The 18177-nt window shown below is 59.6% G+C and carries 15 protein-coding genes; 9 read left to right on the top strand and 6 right to left on the bottom strand.

The window, feature by feature from the left end; genetic code table 11:
- Positions 1-28: 28 nt before the first annotated feature.
- Positions 29-1363: a glycerol-3-phosphate transporter gene (gene glpT, locus B9H00_RS04090; RefSeq protein ID WP_086899596.1), complete on the top strand. Its 1335-nt coding sequence runs from the start codon at positions 29-31 to the stop codon at positions 1361-1363.
- 89 nt (positions 1364-1452) lie between these two features.
- Here the strand turns inward: glpT and B9H00_RS04085 are convergent, their stop codons facing one another.
- Together B9H00_RS04085 and B9H00_RS04080 are read right to left on the bottom strand one after the other, a co-directional pair.
- Positions 1453-2433 carry an alpha/beta hydrolase gene (locus tag B9H00_RS04085; RefSeq protein ID WP_157663176.1) on the bottom strand — a complete coding sequence of 327 codons (981 nt, stop codon included), beginning with the start codon at positions 2431-2433 and terminating at the stop codon, positions 1453-1455.
- A gap of 94 nt (positions 2434-2527) precedes the next feature.
- The gene (locus B9H00_RS04080) at positions 2528-4810 is read right to left on the bottom strand and encodes a FepA family TonB-dependent siderophore receptor (RefSeq protein WP_169713418.1); all 2283 of its coding nucleotides are present in this window, start codon (positions 4808-4810) and stop codon (positions 2528-2530) included.
- Between the two features lie 249 nt (positions 4811-5059).
- Here B9H00_RS04080 and B9H00_RS04075 point away from each other — a divergent pair, with 249 nt between their 5' ends.
- Together B9H00_RS04075 and B9H00_RS04070 are read left to right on the top strand one after the other, a co-directional pair.
- Positions 5060-6163, top strand: a complete 1104-nt coding sequence (locus tag B9H00_RS04075; RefSeq protein WP_157663175.1) for a YncE family protein — start codon at positions 5060-5062, stop codon at positions 6161-6163.
- A 164-nt stretch (positions 6164-6327) separates the two neighbouring features.
- Complete coding sequence (locus B9H00_RS04070; protein ID WP_086899593.1) at positions 6328-7464, top strand: YncE family protein; 1137 nt, start codon at positions 6328-6330, stop codon at positions 7462-7464.
- Positions 7465-7557: 93 nt separating this feature from the next.
- Here B9H00_RS04070 and B9H00_RS04065 read toward each other — a convergent pair whose 3' ends face one another.
- Together B9H00_RS04065 and B9H00_RS04060 are read right to left on the bottom strand one after the other, a co-directional pair.
- Entirely contained in the window at positions 7558-7875 is a 318-nt protein-coding gene (locus B9H00_RS04065; protein WP_086899592.1) for a hypothetical protein, read from the bottom strand.
- A gap of 191 nt (positions 7876-8066) precedes the next feature.
- On the bottom strand, positions 8067-8348 hold the full coding sequence (locus B9H00_RS04060; protein WP_086899591.1) for a hypothetical protein: 282 nt from the start codon (positions 8346-8348) through the stop codon (positions 8067-8069).
- Positions 8349-8638: 290 nt separating this feature from the next.
- Here B9H00_RS04060 and B9H00_RS04055 point away from each other — a divergent pair, with 290 nt between their 5' ends.
- From B9H00_RS04055 to speB, 5 genes are all read left to right on the top strand, one after another.
- Positions 8639-9013 carry a winged helix-turn-helix domain-containing protein gene (locus tag B9H00_RS04055; RefSeq protein WP_086899590.1) on the top strand — a complete coding sequence of 125 codons (375 nt, stop codon included), beginning with the start codon at positions 8639-8641 and terminating at the stop codon, positions 9011-9013.
- 161 nt (positions 9014-9174) lie between these two features.
- Positions 9175-9954, top strand: a complete 780-nt coding sequence (gene modA, locus B9H00_RS04050) for a molybdate ABC transporter substrate-binding protein (RefSeq protein ID WP_086899589.1) — start codon at positions 9175-9177, stop codon at positions 9952-9954.
- A gap of 36 nt (positions 9955-9990) precedes the next feature.
- Positions 9991-10695: a molybdate ABC transporter permease subunit gene (gene modB / locus B9H00_RS04045; protein WP_086899588.1), complete on the top strand. Its 705-nt coding sequence runs from the start codon at positions 9991-9993 to the stop codon at positions 10693-10695.
- A gap of 41 nt (positions 10696-10736) precedes the next feature.
- Positions 10737-11801, top strand: coding sequence for a molybdenum ABC transporter ATP-binding protein (modC, locus tag B9H00_RS04040; RefSeq protein WP_086899587.1), 1065 nt, complete (start codon positions 10737-10739; stop codon positions 11799-11801).
- Between the two features lie 148 nt (positions 11802-11949).
- A complete protein-coding gene (gene speB, locus B9H00_RS04035; RefSeq protein ID WP_157663174.1) occupies positions 11950-12846 on the top strand; it encodes an agmatinase in 897 nt (298 codons plus the stop codon).
- Between the two features lies 1 nt (position 12847).
- On the opposite strand, the gene B9H00_RS04030 is transcribed toward speB, so the two are convergent.
- Positions 12848-14422, bottom strand: a complete 1575-nt coding sequence (locus B9H00_RS04030) for a sensor domain-containing diguanylate cyclase (protein WP_086899585.1) — start codon at positions 14420-14422, stop codon at positions 12848-12850.
- 326 nt (positions 14423-14748) lie between these two features.
- Here B9H00_RS04030 and B9H00_RS04025 point away from each other — a divergent pair, with 326 nt between their 5' ends.
- Entirely contained in the window at positions 14749-16047 is a 1299-nt protein-coding gene (locus B9H00_RS04025) for a purine-nucleoside phosphorylase (protein WP_236944349.1), read from the top strand.
- Between the two features lie 84 nt (positions 16048-16131).
- On the opposite strand, the gene B9H00_RS04020 is transcribed toward B9H00_RS04025, so the two are convergent.
- A complete protein-coding gene (locus B9H00_RS04020; RefSeq protein WP_086899584.1) occupies positions 16132-18063 on the bottom strand; it encodes an alkaline phosphatase D family protein in 1932 nt (643 codons plus the stop codon).
- Positions 18064-18177 lie beyond the last annotated feature (114 nt).

Here is an 18177-nt window from a genome sequence, read left to right as displayed (position 1 = left end):
GCGTCACGTTACATTCATCGAGGCATTCATGTACGGAATCTTCAAGGCCGGACGCCCCGGCAAGCCGCTTCCCGAGGCGGATATCGACGGCACCTACAAGCGCCTGCGCTGGCAGATCTTTGCCGGTATCTTTATCGGCTATGCCGGGTACTATCTGGTTCGCAAGAACTTTACTCTGGCCATCCCCAGTCTGGTAGAGCAGGGCTACTCACGTGGGGATCTGGGACTGGCGCTGGCCGGTGTCTCGATCGCCTATGGCATTTCCAAGTTCCTGATGGGGGCGGTGTCTGACCGCTCCAATCCGCGCTACTTTCTGCCGGCAGGGCTTTTGTGCTCGGCGCTGATCATGTTTGTGTTCGGTTTCTCCGAATGGGCCACGTCCAATATCGCCATCATGTTCGTGCTGCTGTTCCTCAACGGCTGGGTGCAAGGTATGGGATGGCCACCGTGCGGACGGACCATGGTGCACTGGTGGTCAAAGCACGAACGCGGCGGTGTGGTGTCGGTCTGGAACGTGGCGCACAACGTGGGCGGCGGGCTGATCGGGCCGCTGTTCATTCTGGGCATGGCCTGGTTCAATGACTGGCGTTCGGCCTTTTATGTGCCGGCGGCCGTGGCCGTGGGTGTGGCCGTTTTTGCGCTGTTGACCATGCGCGATACGCCGCAGACCTGCGGGCTGCCGCCGATCGAAAAATACAAGAATGACTATCCGGAAGGCTATGATGACAGCCACGAACGCGAATTTTCTGCTCGGGAAATCTTCGTCGAGCACGTGCTGAAAAACCGCCTGCTGTGGTGTATCGCGCTTGCCAACGTCTTTGTCTATCTGCTGCGCTACGGCGTGCTCGACTGGGCGCCAACCTATCTGCAGGAGGTCAAGCACTTTACGGTCGACAAGTCTTCCTGGGCCTATTTCCTCTATGAGTGGGCGGGCATTCCAGGCACGCTTTTGTGCGGCTGGCTCTCCGACAAGCTGTTTCGCGGCAATCGCGGCGCAACCGGCATCTGCTTCATGGCGCTGGTCACGGTCTTCACCGTGCTTTACTGGCTCAACCCGCCGGGTAATCCGACCATCGACATGCTGTGTCTGATTGCCATCGGCTTTTTGATCTATGGACCGGTCATGCTGATCGGGCTGCACGCGCTGGAGCTGGTGCCCAAAAAGGCGGCTGGCACCGCCGCCGGCTTTACCGGGCTTTTCGGCTATCTGGGCGGCTCGGTCGCGGCCAGTGCGATGGTCGGTTATACCGTGGATCATTATGGGTGGGATGGTGGTTTTGCCCTGCTTGTGGGGTCCTGCATTCTGGCCATCCTGCTGCTGGCGTTGACGCTTCGTCAGGCACCGGCCAAACGCGCCGGCTGAGAAAGCCGTGCCCTGTCCAACGGACAGGACCGCCAATAGACAGGGCCGGCTCGCCAGGCGAGCCGGCCCTGTCTGTCAAATCGGCCACATCATGCTGATGGTGTCAGGGTCGCGCCGCTGATGTCTGAAAGTGTCAGCTTGAGCGAGCGCACCAGCGCGGCACCATGTCCCAGACCTTCAAGTACTTCAAAGCGTGCCTCAAAGCCCTTCGCCCGGTTTATCTGTTTTGCCAGCCCTTCCAGCTGATCGTTGATCTCCTTGTCGCTGCCACCGTTGGAGTAGGGGCCGCGGCGTTGGAGTTCGGCATCACCGCGCATCAAAAGGGCGCTGCCGCGCTGATCCGACGGCCATTGAAATCGCCCCGCTTCTGCAACGACCTGATAGCCGTTCCAGTGAAGCGTAGGGCTGGCGGCATACCAGTGGTCGAACGATGACGGGTGAGTGAAAAGCGTGTGCAGAACAAACAGTCCACCAAAGGAGTGGCCCCAGATGGCGCGCTCGGATGTATTGATCAAAAGATCGCGCTCGGCCTCCGCCATGATGGTGTCATTGATCAGCTTGATGAAGTCGTCGGCGCCGCCCCCGCGACGCTCTGGATGACGGTCGTCGATGATCGGGTCCTGATTCGGACGTCTCGGGGTGTAGTCCCACTGACGTGCTTCGACATCAAAGCGGTGGTCGGTGTCGTAACCCAGCGCAATCAGGACCGGCGGCGTGGCGGCGTTCATCGCTTTTAGTGACTGCTCATCAAGTGCGGCCAGCGCGGCATTGCCATCGAGTAGATAGATCGGCGTGTAACCGGCCTCGGGAGGCGCCTTTTTGGGAATGGCCACGGTAATGCGGTAGTGACGCTCCCCATCCGGGCTTGTCAGACGATGTACCCTGAAGTCATAGACACTGGAACCTGTCTCGACGATGCCGGGCGGCAGTGATTCGTTGAAATCGGACCCTGGTCGCGCATCGGCAGAGCGCGCCAGAAGCGCGCCGGGCAGCAGCGACAACAGGGCCATGGCGCCGGCACCCTTGAGCAGGCGGCGTCTGGTGTCGTCAAGGTCGGGGGGCAGTGTCATGTGGCCTCGCAACGATTCATGGTGTTCATGTGACCGCGCCATCGGGCGTTTGCTCCGATGGCGCGGCAAAGGTCTGGCTGATGCAGTGCCGCGTTCAGAACGAGGCGGTCAGCGACGAATAAATCGCGCGTCCCGGTTCGTTGTAGGTCGCGGCTCCGGCGCTGTTGCTGTTGCCCTCGCGGTAAAGGCGCTTGTCGAATAGATTGTTGATGCCAAAGCTGCCGCGCAGGTGCGGGTTAAAGGTGTAGCCCACATTAAAGCCAATGATGCTGTAGGGCGAGAGGCTATCATCATTGATTCCGTTTCTTTCCCCTGAACGATTGATGGGGCGCGAAGGGCTTTCCTGCTTACCATAAGCCGTCCAGTAAAGCTGGGTGTTGAGCCGCTCGCTGAGGGTCCAGTCCAGCGTTGAATTGAGTGTGAACTCGGGAATGATGGAAAGTGGGTCACCGGTCTCCCTGTCTTCGGATTCAATCATGTACGTCACATTATTGCTCCACAAGAGAGTGTCGGTCAGCGGAATCTGCAGGTTGCCTTCAAGGCCCTGTACCACGGCACGTTCGGCGTTGCGCCACTGCAGTACCTCCGTGCCGCCACCGGTTACCGCGACCGGGTTGAGCCCGGAGACGATCTTGTCCTTGTAGTCGTTGCGAAAATACGTCAGCCCTGCCACCAGATCGTCATTGCGATACTCGATGCCGATCTCCTTGTTGATGCTGGTTTCCGGGTCCAGATCCTCGTTGCCCACCAGATAGCAGGCGCTCTGCGAGCCAACCGGGCAGCCGTTGCCGCGCGAGTAGAGCAGATAGTTCGGGTTGGTCTGATAGAGGTTGGGGGCCTTGAAGGCGCGGGCTATGCCGGCCTTTAGGGTAACGTGATCGCTGAGCTCCTGAGAGGCATTCAGACTCGGGCTCCAGTGATTGCCCGCCTCGCTGTGATGGTCAAATCGCAGTCCGGGTGTCACGATCGTACCCTGTCGCAGCTCGATGTTGTCCTCGATGTAGACGCCGCTGAGTTCGGCGCTGGTTTTATCGCTGCCGCTGGGGGCAAAGCCTGCCAGATCGCCGGTCTCGCCAAAGCTCTGATTGGTGCTGCCCGGGTCTTCCAGTGTATCCCGGTTCCATTCGCTGCCGAAGGTGATGACCTGCTCGAACACGCGACTGGTGTAATAGTCCGCTTCGGCGCTGACCCGGTATGAGTTGAACTCACTGCTGATGTAATCATCAACGTCATTTATACGCCCCTCACCGGAGCCCGCCGTTCCTTCACTCAACCGAGTGTTGCGGGTTCGCTCATACTGGGCCGTGAGGCGGGTATCCATGTCGTCCCAGGCGCCAGTATGGGTCAGGGCAATATTATTGCGATAGAGACGGCTTGTTTCGGCACCTTCCGCTGCCAGGGATTGGGTCAATTCATTGCCGGTATTGTTTTGCGAGTCGCCGGTATAAATACTGCCTTGGCGGGAATAGCCCATTTCGAGATCGAGCAGTTGTTCATCGGTGGCCTGCCAGGACAGTACCGCATTGATGTCACGATTACGCACCCCTTCACGGCCTGCCGGCAGATTCTGATTTTCGTCATCGAGCGCCTCGGTATTGATGTCGACATCGTCGGCGTCGGTCTTGTTGGCACTGCCGTAAAGGCGAAAGCTCAGATCACTCGTCAGTGGTCCTGCCAGGTTGAAATTGGCGCGTCTGGTGGCGCCTTCTTCGTTATTGGTGGGCGTGCTGGCAAAGGTGGTGACCGAACCCATCCACTGTTCTGTGGCGCGTTTGGTGATGATGTTGACCACACCACCGGCGGCACCGGAGCCGTAGCGCGCTGCGGCCGGGCCACGCAGTACTTCGATGCGCTCAACCATTTCCGGCGGCACCCAGTTGGTATCGCCTCTGGAATCACGCTCGCCGCGCCAGCCGTAGCGGACCGAATTTCGAGAGCCGACCGGTTTGCCATCGATCAACACCAGAGTGTTTTCCGGTCCCATGCCGCGAATGTCGATCTGGCGGTTGTTGCCACGCTGCCCCGAGGCGCTGTTGCCGGTGAGGTTGACCCCCGGCATGCGGCGGATGATATCGGAAAGGTCATTGGCCGGCGGGCGCTTTTCTATATCTTCACGAGTAATGATCGACACCCCCGGTGCCTGCTTTAGCGTCTGTTCGGCGGTGCCCAGTACCACCATTTCTTCCAGATCGTCGGCATGGTTGACGGTGACCACCGGCGCAGGAACATCAACCGCGGTGGCCTCGTTTTCAAGCTGCTGACGCAGTTCCTCTGCAGGTTGGGCCGCCGCCCGGGTCGGGCTGGCATAAAACATGGGGACAGAAATCGCCAGTGCGATGGCAATAGTGGTGGCTTGACCTGACGTTGAGCGTGACATTCCCTGAGTTGTTCCCTGTTTTATCGTTTTGATCGTGCCCGGCGTGTTGAGCCGGCCATTTTTATCGCGCTCTGAAAGTTTTTATTGGTGGCGCATTGTTACGAAATACAATGTTAATTATTATCATTCGCAAGTAAAGCGTTTTAACCTTGTTTGAAAATCATCGAGTTAAGGCTGATAACAGTTGAAAGCCGGGCAATGTTTCATGGCGCCAGTCGATTCCAAAACCTCAAGGGAGCAGTCAATATCATGCGCAAGAACGTGGTTTCGCGGCAGGGGGCTGTGCGGGTAGCGGCAGGTGTACTGGTTGCCGTATTGGGTACTGGCCTCTTTAATCCGGCGGCAGCACAGCCGCAGCAGGGCAATGGGGTTCAAACACATTCCAGCGTGCACATCGGCAAAAACGTGCAGCTAGGCGGCAGCCTCTATGAGCTGGTATTTGATCCCAATACTCGCCAGGTACTGGTGGCGGATGCCGGGGGCCGGGATAAAAGCGCCCAAAGCTATCTCTACCGTCTGGATGCCACCACGCTGGACGTGGTCGAGCGCATCGCGCTGACCCAGCAGATTCATGGCCTGGCGCTCGATCAGCAGCGCGACGTGCTGTACATGGTCAATACCCGGGGTGGGACACTGACCGCGCTGGATGCCAAAAGCGGCAGGACCCTCAAGACCCTGACACTGGTGAGTGACGCCGACCTTGAAGGCGACCAGCGCCCGCCGCAGCCGCGCCTGGCTGTCGTGGATGAGCCCAGCAATCTGATCTATGTCACTGGCGTGGCAGACAAGGGGGTGGTGTGGGTCGTCAACGGCGATGACATGGTACTTGCCAACACCTTCAAAAACGTCGGGTCGCGGCCTGCCGGACTGGCGCTGGATGCCGAGCATCAGCGTATTTATGTCACGCTATTGGGAGAGAACCGGGTAGCCGTTATCGATACCGATAGCGGCGAAGTGGTCAAAACCCTTGATCTGAACGTGAAAGGGGCCATTAACGTCGTTTTTGATCAGCGCCATCAACGCCTGCTGGTGACCGGTCAGAAAAGCGGCGAGCTGGAAGTGCTCGACGCAGAAAGCGGAAAGTCCCTTCACCGGGTGAGCACCGGCAAGGGGGCTTTGGACATCGGTCTTGATGAGGATGCCGGACGCCTCTATGTCACCAATCGTGGTGCGGGCACGGTCAGTGTGCTTGATGCTGAAAGCCTTGAGGTGATCAAAACGCTTGAAACAGGGCCGCATCCCAACAGCATCGCGATTGATCCCGACAACCACGATGTTTTCGTGACCAATCGCGCGTCACGAGAGGCCGCCGACGACCCGCGTGGCAATTCGGTCACGCTGATTCAGCCCTGATCGAGCTGACTGGCGCCCGGCATGGTGGGCGCCGGTATCAACGCACTGATAATGAGGAGGGCGCCGGGAGCTGATGACATGACAGTGATGGTTGAGAATCATTTTCATTCATGTGCTAGTCTTCCGGGCACACTCAACATCGCATTTCATTGTGAGAATTGTTCATGACAAAAACACCTTCTCGTCGCGCTCGTGTCCTGCAGGGCGCCTTTATCGCGCTGGGGCTTGTAACCCTGTCGGCCCCCTGGGCGGTCGCGAACGAGCAGCCGGCCCAGTCACAGGGTGTCGAACAGCAGAGCGTCTCTGATCACATTGTGGGACACAAGGACGTGGACCAGGGGCTTTATGAACTGGTCTTCAGCCCGTCTCAGCAGTCGATCTATGTGGCGGCCACCGGCGGCTTCGGTAAGGGCGCCAGCGATAATTATGGTGAAGGCGAGGGTGGCAGTATCTATCGTCTTGACCCGCAAACGCTGGAGATCAAGGACACCATCAAACTGGATCAAAAGCCCTTTGGTCTGGCACTCAACGAGAAGACACATACGCTGTTTGTGGGCCATACGCTGGATCAGAGCGTGACCGCCATCAATCTGGATGACAACACCAGGCATCATCTGGCGCTTGCCACCGATGCTGAAAAGGCCAGGGCGAAAAAGAACGACGTCTTTGGTCCCAATCCGCGTCAGCTCAGTGTCGATGAGCAAAGCAATACGCTTTATGTGACTGGTGTGGGTGACAAGAGCGTGCTGTGGGTCATCAACGGTGACGACCTGACCCTGACCGATACCATCGAAGGGTTCGGGGTCTGGGCGACCGGCCTTGCCGTGGATCATGATGGCGGGCGGATCTATGTCTCTACCATGAAGGACAACGCCGTGCGCGTGGTCGACATGGACAGCCACAAGATCATTGCAAAGTGGCCCACCGGGGGAGATGGCCCGCTGAATCTTGCCCTTGATAGCGACAAGCACCAGCTGTACGTCACCAATGCCAACAGCGGTAATGTCACGGTGCTGGATACGGAAAACGGCAAGGCTGTCGATACGCTAAAAAGCGGCGATGGGGCGCTGGCACTCATGCTGACAGACGATCGCCTCTACGTGACCAACCGCAAGGCGCAGACGGTGACCCTCTTTGATCGAGAGAGCCACAAGCTGCTTGATACGATCAGGACGCCGCTGATGCCCAACAGTCTGGCTGCGATCTCGGATGCTACCGGTGCGTATGTGACCCTGAAGCAGAAGCTCGACGAGAACCATCAGACCGATAAGCCCGACAGCGTCATCCACATCAAGCCCTGATACTGACGGCGTTTAATATCGGGTGCTGTCATGAAACGGCCTCCCTGTCGGGAGGCCGTTTTCTTGTCCTGAATAAAAGCGGTGCCTTGTGGCTCAGTGATTGCTGCCGGCACTGGCGCTGCTGTCCGTGCCTGATTTGCCATCCTTGCTGGCGTCATCATCACTCGCGGCACTATCGTTGTCGCCTTGCGCATTGGACACGGGGGAGGCGCCGAAATCATCGGTATGCTGTTGATTGTCGCCACCCTGGGCGTGGCCATCAGGCTGCTTGCCCTGGCCGGGATTGATGGCGTTGGGGGAAACGCTGCCCTGCGTTTGAATGGTTTGCTGATCGTTATTGCCGGTGTCTGACGCCAGCGCCGGGGTGGCGGCCAGGGCCAGAAGGAAAGGGGCGATCCATGCTGCTTTCATGCGGTTTCTCCTGTATCAGGGTGGCGCTGCAGAACATCGAGAGGCTGCAGCAGCAGAGCCTGAAATCTATCGGTCAAACACACTATAGATCAGGGCCGTGAAAGCAGCCTGACGTCATGGCGCTTCTTCAGCACTGGAAAGGGGAAGGCGGGCAGGGGCGCGATACGTCGTGGGGCGCCCCTGCCGGTCCATCAGGTGTCCGTGTCACCCTCCAGGCGCATGTCACCGCGGCTGGCGTTGGTCCTGTCGTGGTCGGCAGCCTCCAGCTTCATGTCATCACTCTGGCGCGTCGTTCGCTCCTCATGATCCTTGCCTGCAGTACCAGCTTCGGTATCCGACGGGTTTGAAGAGGTGTTTTGCTGTTCGCCTAACGAATCATTTTGCATCTGCCCATCATCGGTATCCGTGTCACTGGCCAATGCCGGAGTGACGGCCAGTGCCAGCATGATGGGGGCAAGCCATGTCGCTTTCATCGTCTTTCTCCTTCCCTGGGGTGAAAACCGGCAGGCCATTGACCTGCTCATAAAAGCCTGGTTTGTCTGATGGATGAACACAACTCCTGGGAGATCCCGCGCCAGTAATCGAATCACCTGTGTGAAAGTCATGACAGGTCAGCAGGGAACACCCCTTTCATGACGTAAAAGAGCCTCTGGAGCTCTGGAGAATGTCTTTTCAGTGGGGCTGTCGGCAAGGCCCTGCAGCTCTCGAACGCGCGTGTTATAACGGCGACCTGTTATTCCAGTCCAGAGGAGGTGGGGTCGTCATGACCATCGACGTGTCCTGTCCCGAGACCAAGCTGCGCCTTGTGTTTGACAACGGGCTGATTCTTGGGCCGGGCAAGGTGGCCCTGCTGGAGGCCATCCAGGCGACCGGTTCCATCACCGCCGCCGCCAGACAGACCAGCATCAGTTATCGCAAGACCCGTCATCTGGTCGATGCGCTCAACGGCGCCTTTGGCCAACCGCTGGTGCGCTCCAGCAAGGGGGGCGCCGACCATGGTGGTGCTCACCTGACACCGCTGGGCCTGGACATCATTGCGCGTTACCGCCGCGTTGAGCAGCAGACCCGCAGCGCCGTGGATGCCCATTTCGCTGACCTGAAGCATACGCTGACGCTTCTTGATGATGAGCACACCTGACATTTTGGTGTCTGCGGGCATGCCGCTGAGGCTATTGGTCGTCCGGCAGCGGCGCGAATGAAGAAGATTTGAGCTATGATATTTCGATGTGCAAGCATAAGCACATCGGAAAAATACTGTGTCACCTTAATGTCTATCCTCATCAAGGAAGATCGGATTTCATGTTCAGGCCCTTCATTATTCTCACGGCGGCGGCAATGGTCTGCTGTCACACGGCAGGTGCTGCAGAGCGCGTCGATGTTCAGGCGGCAGCTTCCCTGACCGACGTCATGAACACGCTGGTCGAGCGCTACGAGCAGCATCATGACGTCGACATCGTGCCGGTCTATGCCTCCTCTTCGACGCTGGCAAGACAGATCTCCCAGGGGGCACCGGCGGATATTTATCTTTCGGCCAACGAAAAATGGATGGACTGGCTCGAAGCGCAGGGTGAGCCGATTCAGGCACGTCATGATCTGCTCAACAATCGTCTGGCGCTGATCACTTCTGAGCAGAGCGGTATCGAAGACTTTACGCCGGATGCCGACCATCCCCTGGTTCAATATCTCAAGGGCAACGATCGTATTGCGGTGGGGGATCCGGACCATGTGCCGGCCGGTATCTACGCCAGACAGGCCTTCGAGCATCTCGGTCAGTGGCAGGCACTCGAGCCCCGTCTCGCGCGCGCCAGCGACGTTCGCGGTGCACTGGCGCTGGTCTCGCGTGGCGAGACACCGCTGGGCGTGGTCTATGCCACCGATGCCATGGCCGGCGAGCACGTCCATCAGCTGGGCCTGTTCCCGGCCAGCAGTCACGACCCGATTACCTATCCGGCCGCGCTGGTGGGCAAGGACCCGAGCCCACAGGCCCGGGCCTTTTTGCAATGGCTGGGCAGCGAGGAAGCGGCCAGCACCTTCAAGCAGTATGGCTTTGAAATGAATGGATCAAGTGATGCGCCCTGATCACTGCCTGCCGGGTCACCACGCCGGGATGCCGATGTGCTGACACCGCTTGAAATCGAAGCGCTTCGCATCAGCCTGCAGGTCTCCGGCACGGCGCTTTTGATCATCCTGGTGCCGGGGATTGCCATGGCCTGGCTATTGGCGCGCCACGAGTTTATCGGCAAGTCATTGCTGGATGGCATTGTCCATCTGCCCCTGGTGCTGCCACCGGTGGTGGTGGGATATCTGCTGCTGGTCATCATGGGTCGTCGGGGCCTCGTGGGGAGCTGGCTCAATGAGCATCTGGGGATTTCGCTGCCCTTTACCTGGCAGGGAGCCGCGCTGGCAGGTGGTGTCATGGCCTTTCCGCTGCTGGTGCGCGCCGTCAGGCTGTCACTGGAAGCGGTAGACCCGCGGCTTGAAGCGGCCGCCCGGACGCTGGGCGCTTCAAGGCTGCGGGTCTTTTTTACCATTACCCTGCCATTGGCAGTACCGGGGCTGGTAACCGGCGCCGTACTGGCCTTTGCCCGGGCGCTGTCGGAATTTGGCGCCACCATCACCTTTGCCTCCAACATTCCCGGGGAGACACGAACGCTGCCGCTGGCGCTCTATTCCCTGATCCAGACACCCGGCATGGAAGATGCCGCAGCCCGTTTGTGCGTGATCTCGGTCGTGGTCGCCATGGTTTCGCTAATCGCCTCGGAGTGGCTGGCACGCCGAACCCGCCGTCGCATGGCTGGTCGGGACCGTGGGATGACATGATCAGGGAGACACGATGACCATGATGTCGCAAGGAAGCCGGCATGCTTGAACTGTGTATCCAGCACCGGCAGGGCAGTTTCAACGTCGATGTCGACATCACCATTCCCGGTTCGGGAGTGACAGCCCTGTTCGGCCATTCGGGCAGCGGCAAGACCACGCTGTTGCGCATGCTGGCCGGTCTGGATCGTCCCGATCAGGGGCGCGTGGTGCTCAACGAGCGCACCTTTGTGGATACCGAGCGCGGGATTTTCATTCCGCCTCATCAGCGTCGCCTGGGCGTGGTCTTTCAGGAAGCGCGGCTGTTTCCGCATTATCGCGTGCGCAGCAATCTGACCTACGCACGCCGGATCACTCGTGGCGCAGCGTTTGATCGAATCGTGTCGCTGCTGGGCATCGAGGCACTGCTGGATCGCATGCCCGGGGCGCTATCAGGGGGCGAGGCACGGCGAGTCGCGATTGGCCGGGCGCTGCTGGCCGAGCCGGACATGCTGCTGATGGATGAGCCCCTGACGGGGCTGGACGGCGCCCGCAAGCAGGAGCTTCTGGACTATATCCTGCGCCTGACCCGCGAGATCGATTTGCCCATCCTGTTTGTCAGCCACGATCCCGAAGAGCTGATGGCCGTGGCCGAGCAGCTCGTGGTGATGGATCAGGGGCAGATTGTTGCCAGCGACGCCCTGGAGCATCTGCTGTCGCGGGGAGATATGACGCCCTGGCTGGGTGGGTTCGAGGCCAGCTCGCTTTTACAGGCGCAGGTGCATTCGCACGATCATCACTATCACGCCACGCGGCTGACCCTCGGTGATAGGCAGCGCCTGACGCTACCGCTGCTGGACCGACTCGAGGGCAGCATGCTGCGAGTTCGTGTGCGCCGTCGGGAGGTGGCGATTGCGCTGTCGCCTCAAAGGGACAGCAGCGTTCGCAACCAGCTTGAGGCCATCGTTTCCGCCATCACGCCGGGGGCGCCCGGCACGCTTGAAGTCACGCTTTCGCTCGGCGATCAGTCGCTTTCGTCTCGCATTACGCTTGAGGCCGGCGAAGCGCTCGGACTCAAGCCCGGTATGACCGTCATCGCGCTGATCCGAAGCGTCAGTCTGGCCGGCTAGCGTGGTCATTTCCGCTTATCCCTGACTACCCTGAAACCAGTGCGATGGCATGCTCGCTGAAACCGTTGACCCATTTGTGGGTCGGCCTCAGGATGCGTGCTTTCGTCATCACCTTTATATGCGTTGTACGTCGAAACAGGGGAACGTCATGTTTGGTCTGCCGTATCAGGGTATCGCCACCTTCTTGAAGGCGCCGCAGGACAGTACGCGGCCCTTCGCCTTTCTGGGGCTGCCCTATGACTGCTCGGTCACCTTTCGCCCGGGCGCCCGTATGGCCCCCAATGCCCTGCGCCGGGCCAGCATGATGCTGACCGATGGCCGTCATCCCGAGTTTGAAACCGACCCTTGCGCGCTGGTCAGCGATCTTGGCGATCTCGACATCATGCAGGTCGGCCAGCATGACGCGCTCAGACGCATTGAAGCCGGCGTCATGGCTGCCTGCGAACAGGCGCCCGGCCAGACGCTTCTATGCGCCGGGGGCGATCACATGACCACGCTGGGCGTTCTGCGCGCGCAGCGCCGCCTGCAGGGTCAGCCGTTGTCGCTGATTCATTTCGATGCCCACTGTGATACCTGGTCCAGCCACTTCGGCGACGACATCGGCCATGGCACCTTTTTGCGCAACGCCATCGACGAGGGATTGGTCGCCCCGGAGCGGGTTCTGAGTCTGGGACTTCGCTCACCGGTCGAGCCGAGTACGCGGGACTGGCTGTGCGAGCAGGGTGGTGAGTGGTTGAGCTCGCGCGAGCTGATGCGACTGGAAGGTGCCGCGCTGGCACAGAAGGTACGCGAGCGCATGGGATCATCGCCCATCTACGTCACCTTCGATATCGATGTGCTGGATCCGGCTCATGCGCCAGGGACCGGCACGCCCGAGATCGGTGGTATTACCACCATGAAAGCGCTGGAGCTTCTGGAAGCCCTGCGGGAGTTCAATCTGATCGGTATGGATGTGGTGGAAGTGTCACCGCCCTATGACCCGCAGGAGATCACCTCGCTGGCGGCGGCCACGCTTTTGTGGACGTTTATTGCCATGCGCGGCTGAATCAGCCGGGACTGGCACATCCAACGGCGTTACGGCTGCTTTTCTTGATCTGATAGAGCGCCTCGTCGGCCCGCTTGATCAGAACCTCGCCCGGGAGCGGATGCTCGGGCGAGGAGATCGCCACACCGGCACTGATGGTGACGTATTTGTGGGTGGGCGAAGGCTCATGAGGCAGGCACTGCGCCTCCATGGCGGTACAGACCCCGCGAGCGATGTCCATGGCGCGGTCAAGGTCGAAGTCGGGCAGTACGATCACGAACTCCTCTCCGCCGATGCGGGCCACAAGATCCGATTCGCGCTGAAAGATGTCGCTGAGCGTTTCGGCGATGGTCTTGAGGCACTGATCGCCCTCCGGATGGCCGTAGAAGTCGTTGTAGAGCTTGAAGTGGTCGACATCGATCATGATCAGTGCCACGGGGCGATCAAGCCGATGGGTCAGGGAGAGAATACGCGGCAGCTGACGATCCAGCAGGCGCCGATTGCCAAGCCCTGTCAGGGCATCACGGTTGGTCAGTGCCTTGAGGTGCGCGTTGCGATCGTTGAGCTCCTTGATCAGTGTTTGAAACTCGCGCGCCATGATGCCAAGTTCATCGCCACGTGCCTGTAGCCAGGGGGGCGGTGATTCCAGATGCTCGCCCGGTGACTGACGCAGGGCCATGGCATAGCGGGAAAGCTCGGCGATCGGGCGCAGTACGATGGCGCGAAATATCCATAGCATCAGCATCATGATCCCCAGCAAAAGCCCCAGGGCGCCCAGCATGGTCAGGTTGAAGCGCTCGATACCGGTGCGCAGACCCCGGCGATCAAGGCGGGTGGTCATCAGCACCTCATAGCCGGGCGTGGCACTTTCTCTGATCAGCGTCAGGAGCAGGCTATCGTCACTGGTGGCGTCAATGTCTGCCCTGGTCGCGCCATTGTCGCTCTCAGTGTTCTGGCGAGCGGTCGAAAGCGTCAGGGTCGAGGCGCTGTCTTCCGGGTTGAGCTGCCATTGCCCGGGCAGAAAACGTACCAGTGTCAGTTTACCCGACGCCAGCGGACTGTCCTGGCGTGCGACGGGCCAGGTGCTGAGCAGGGCAAACCCTGGCGCGATGCCGATGCGTGGCGTGGTGTCGGCCATCGGCAGCTGCCTCTGGATCTGACGGACCTGCTCGATGGCCCAGCGGCAGGGGCCTTCCGGTCTGGCACAGGACGTCACCCTGCCATTGACCGGGTTGCGCCCGGCCACCCAGGCGACGCCATCATTGATGTCGGTAATCAACATCAGGTCGGCTTCGTGATCGGCGAAGACGGCAGGGGTAATGTGGGTTTGTGGGAAGTCCGGCAACTTGCCTTCCATGAACTCCCGGGTGCTGACCCAGCTTGCCCACTGATAGGCCATATCACCGAGTGAGCGAGCATTTTGATCGATGCCTCTTTGCAATGCGTTGGCGTATACGTGGGCGCTCTGACGCTCTTCACTGATCAGGTTGGGAATCATCAGCTGATGCAGAATAAAGACCAGAATGCCCATGACCAGCACCAGCATGATGGAGAGCGTGATGATGAATCGATTACGCAACGAGTTCGGATAGGGCATCGACAGTTCCGGCAGATGCGGGCAGAGAGCACTTTAAAAAAAGCTAAAGTTTGGAATCTTCATTTTTAACGGCGCAACGATCACAAACTTTATGGCCTGTCCGGGCGGGAATGGCCGGGCTCAAGGCTGCGCGATCGCCGAAATGGCATGGCAGGCCACCTGCCTGAAAAAATGAGCAGGTGCTTAATTATTAATTTTAATTAAATTGGAGGAGGTTGTCACTGCAGGGCATTCGGTTGGTTCCTGCGTATTCTTCGAAGGGCATATTGCCCGGCGAATGGATGTGAGATGATCCCCACCATCTCGATGAAACAGCAGGTTATGTCATGATTGATCTCCGTTTGCTGGCAGTTACTTTTCTGACCCTGCCGCTGTCGCTCCCCGCGCTGGCCGATGCACAAAAGGCCGATCAGGACAGCAGGGATAGCGGTATGGCGCAGGAGGCCACGACGAAGGAGGCAAAGGAGCCTGAGCACGCCGAGGAAACGGCTTCCTCGAACGATGACGAGGACACCGATGAGACGGCCGCCAAAAAGGCCGAGGAGCAAAAGCCGCGCCATGTCCGGGCGATGGTGATTACTACCTTTGGCCCCGAGCGCAAGGTCTGGGCCGAGAAGCTGGCACCGACACAGGACATCGAAGTGCCCGGTCTGCACGGCTCGTTCGGCAGTGTCAGCTGCAACGATGACGATGTGTGCCTGATGACCACCGGCAAGGGCTATGCCAATGCCGCGACCTCCATCTCCACGCTGGCGTTTTCGCCGAAATTCGATCTCTCGGACAGCTGGTTTCTGGTCTCGGGTGTGGCCAGTATTGATCCGCGTCAGGGGACGCTGGGCACGCCCACCTGGCCGCGTTATCTGGTGGATTTCGGTATCCAGTGGGAACTTGATGCCCGCGATATTCCAGAGGGCTGGACCACGGGATATCTGAGCATCAATACCCATACCCCGACTCAGGACCCGCACCAGGAGTATGGCACCGAGTTCTATCATCTTGATGATGCACTGGTGGATCGGGCCGTTAAGCTTTCAGAAGGTGTTGAGCTTGCTGACAGCGATGGTGCTGCGGCCTATCGCAAGCACTACGACTATGCGCCTGCCAACGAGGCGCCCACGGTTGTGCAGTGTGACAGCGTTTCCAGTGATACCTGGTGGTATGGCAATCGACTCGCCGACCGCGCCGGCCAGCTCGGCAAGCAGGTGGCCGGCGACAAGGCCAGCATCTGCACCGGTCAGCAGGAAGACAACGCCATTCTGACGGCGCTCAAGCGTGCCGACGAAGCTGGTCGCCTCCAGCGAGAACGTACCGTGGTGGTCCGCGCAGGTGCCAGCTTCAATCGCCCCTACGAAGGGCTTTCCGATGCCGATGGCCTGATTGGCTATGCCAAGCAGGGCGGTTATACGCCGGCATTGACCAATATGGTACGTGCGGGCTATCCACTGATCGAAGCCATCGTCAATGATTGGGACGACTGGCAGAAGGGCGTGCCTGAGAAGACGGATCAGGAGCCATCCTCGCCTGACAAGGCAGACGCTTCCGAACAGGGTGCGGCATCAGAAGGTGATGCCAGCCAGAAGCGCGATGCGCCGGCCAGTGATGACGAAGATGAGGCCTCGAGCTGAGCCTCTGATAATGACATGTCCTTTCATAACGCCCGGTACCTGCCGGGCGTTGTGCTGTCAGGGCCAGGCGCTGGCGGGAAGTGTTCAGTCATCGCGCTCAAAGCGTACGTCCTGATCATCACCGCCCAGCTGGAGAATCTCCCGTGGTCGCCCCTGGTCGTCCAGACGCAAAAGACCGATCCCCGCCTTGTTGACCAGCCGCTCGCCCGGAGAGCGATTATCCGGCTGGCGGGGCTTGATCCGCATATGGCGGCGCTTGGTCAGCCAGTTCACCGGAGAGTGGGCCGCAAACAGCCAGCGATTGATCCGGTCCAGAGTATCAAGCAGGGTATCCGGGAACTCGTTGCGGATGCCGCTGCTGGTCACCTGCCAGATGCGGGGGCGTTGATGCTGTCCTCGCAGCTGCACGTCGTAGGCAAAGCTGTAGTGCACATCCCCTGACAGAACGATGAAATTCTGTGGCGTCTGGCGATGCCGAAAGATGTTGAGCATGACGTGGGCAGCGCCGCGATGAGACATCCAGTTTTCGGCATCCACCAGCAAGGGGCGATTGAGCCAGACAAAAACGCGCTGCACGGTTTCGATCAGCTTGACGCCAAACACCGGTGCGGCCGAGACCATGATGACGGCGTCGTGTCCCATGAGCTCCTGTTGCAGCTCGGTCAGTGACTCCCAGTCCATCAGGCCCGAGGGCTTGTGCGGGACCCGCTCATTGGGCCAGCGCCGGGTTCGGGTATCCAGCACCACCATGGCCGGCCGGGTCGGCAGGGTGTAGTGCCAGCGATCAAACGCCAGCAGCGTATTGATCAGGGCGTCATGTGTTTCTTCTTCAGGAGCCTCGGCATGGGCCTGAAGCTGTGCCATGAGCTCGTCGTCAAAGCGCTCGGGCGCATTGCCCCAGCCCTGACAGATCAGGTAGCCGATCATGGCATTGCCCATGATGCGGCGCGAAAAGGGGTGTCTCAGTGCCGTCTCTTCCCACTGGGCGGTCAGATTCCAGTCGTCGGTCACATCATGATCGTCAAAGATCATCCAGGTGGGCAGATGCGCCAGGACGCGACGGACCGCGGGCAGCTCCTCGATAAAATGATCCAGTGCCTTGCGTTCCTTTTCAAAGCGCCTGGCCGCCTTGTCATCCAGTTCGGGAGGCTCGATATCGATGAGCTGCCAGGCCACGGGTGACCAGACCAGCAGATACATCGCCAGTATCTCGCTCAGACTGATCAGGTGATTGTCCGCTCCGACCGCGGTAAAGATCGGTTTTTTCTTGCCGCGAAAGAAGTAGCGCTGCAGCAAACTGTTTTCCGGCGTGGCCGGCAGCAGCTGGTTACGCTGGTAAAGCCACGGGTCCTGTAGAAGGTCGTGACTGTCGCTGATTTCGGCCGACTCAAAGCGCTCATGATAAAGCCCCAGGCGCTTGACCAACGCGGTAATGGCCAAAAGCATGGGGCCTGCGACATCATCGGCGTAGATCTGATCACCGCTCATCATCAAAAGTGAAGGCCACTGCTCGGGTGTGGTGCGCCTGGCCTGAAGCTCCCGATCCAGCCGGGCCAGTCCGTCGGGGGCATCATGATGCGGCCGCCGACATGAGCCGTGGGCAATGGAGGTCAGCGTCATGGCATGGCGCACGGTCGGTTGGGACTCCCCCTCATGACACAGCTGCGGTGCCCACTCGGCAATGCCGTGATGTTGCCCCTCATTTTCGATCAGCAGATCGTATTGAAAGATTTCTCCTTCAACGAGCGCTGGAGAGAGGGCGACATCGATCATGTGGACCACGGCATGGGTGCCAATGGGCAGGCGGCGGCACTGCTGTTCATCAAGTGGCAGGCGCATGGCGCGCTCACCTTGGCGCTCAAGAACCAGCGTGAGTGACAGCGGCCTTGAGGCCACCAGCCACAGCGTCATCCGTTCGGGCAGCAGGCGGCGCAGCATGGGACCTGCAATCACATCGGGCAGCGCGTCAAGGACAGTCTCGTCCGATGCCACCTTTTCAAGTACGGCTTTTGACATGCTCACCACAATGACGTTGAGAATTGAAACGCTTCAAATATGACACTGACAGGAGCCGTGGCGATTGTTCACAAAAGACAACGATTTTGCGCGAGCCTGAATGGGAGTGGTAGC

The organism is Kushneria marisflavi (assembly GCF_002157205.1).
In the GTDB taxonomy this organism is placed as follows: domain Bacteria; phylum Pseudomonadota; class Gammaproteobacteria; order Pseudomonadales; family Halomonadaceae; genus Kushneria; species Kushneria marisflavi.
Note: the sequence above shows the minus strand (reverse complement) of the source record. Positions and strands in the feature narration are given on the sequence as shown.

Bases quoted from the DNA above. Each gene is read 5' to 3' on its own strand.
- B9H00_RS04030 (WP_086899585.1), bottom strand. From the start codon at position 14,422: ATGCCCTATCCGAACTCGTTGCGTAATCGATTCATCATCACGCTCTCC.
- B9H00_RS04065 (WP_086899592.1), bottom strand. From the start codon at position 7,875: ATGAAAGCAGCATGGATCGCCCCTTTCCTTCTGGCCCTGGCCGCCACC.
- B9H00_RS04070 (WP_086899593.1), top strand. From the start codon at position 6,328: ATGACAAAAACACCTTCTCGTCGCGCTCGTGTCCTGCAGGGCGCCTTT.
- glpT (WP_086899596.1), top strand. From the start codon at position 29: ATGTACGGAATCTTCAAGGCCGGACGCCCCGGCAAGCCGCTTCCCGAG.
- B9H00_RS04020 (WP_086899584.1), bottom strand. From the start codon at position 18,063: ATGTCAAAAGCCGTACTTGAAAAGGTGGCATCGGACGAGACTGTCCTT.
- B9H00_RS04055 (WP_086899590.1), top strand. From the start codon at position 8,639: ATGACCATCGACGTGTCCTGTCCCGAGACCAAGCTGCGCCTTGTGTTT.
- B9H00_RS04025 (WP_236944349.1), top strand. From the start codon at position 14,749: ATGATTGATCTCCGTTTGCTGGCAGTTACTTTTCTGACCCTGCCGCTG.
- B9H00_RS04060 (WP_086899591.1), bottom strand. From the start codon at position 8,348: ATGAAAGCGACATGGCTTGCCCCCATCATGCTGGCACTGGCCGTCACT.
- B9H00_RS04080 (WP_169713418.1), bottom strand. From the start codon at position 4,810: ATGTCACGCTCAACGTCAGGTCAAGCCACCACTATTGCCATCGCACTG.
- speB (WP_157663174.1), top strand. From the start codon at position 11,950: ATGTTTGGTCTGCCGTATCAGGGTATCGCCACCTTCTTGAAGGCGCCG.
- modC (WP_086899587.1), top strand. From the start codon at position 10,737: ATGCTTGAACTGTGTATCCAGCACCGGCAGGGCAGTTTCAACGTCGAT.
- B9H00_RS04075 (WP_157663175.1), top strand. From the start codon at position 5,060: ATGCGCAAGAACGTGGTTTCGCGGCAGGGGGCTGTGCGGGTAGCGGCA.
- modA (WP_086899589.1), top strand. From the start codon at position 9,175: ATGTTCAGGCCCTTCATTATTCTCACGGCGGCGGCAATGGTCTGCTGT.
- B9H00_RS04085 (WP_157663176.1), bottom strand. From the start codon at position 2,433: ATGACACTGCCCCCCGACCTTGACGACACCAGACGCCGCCTGCTCAAG.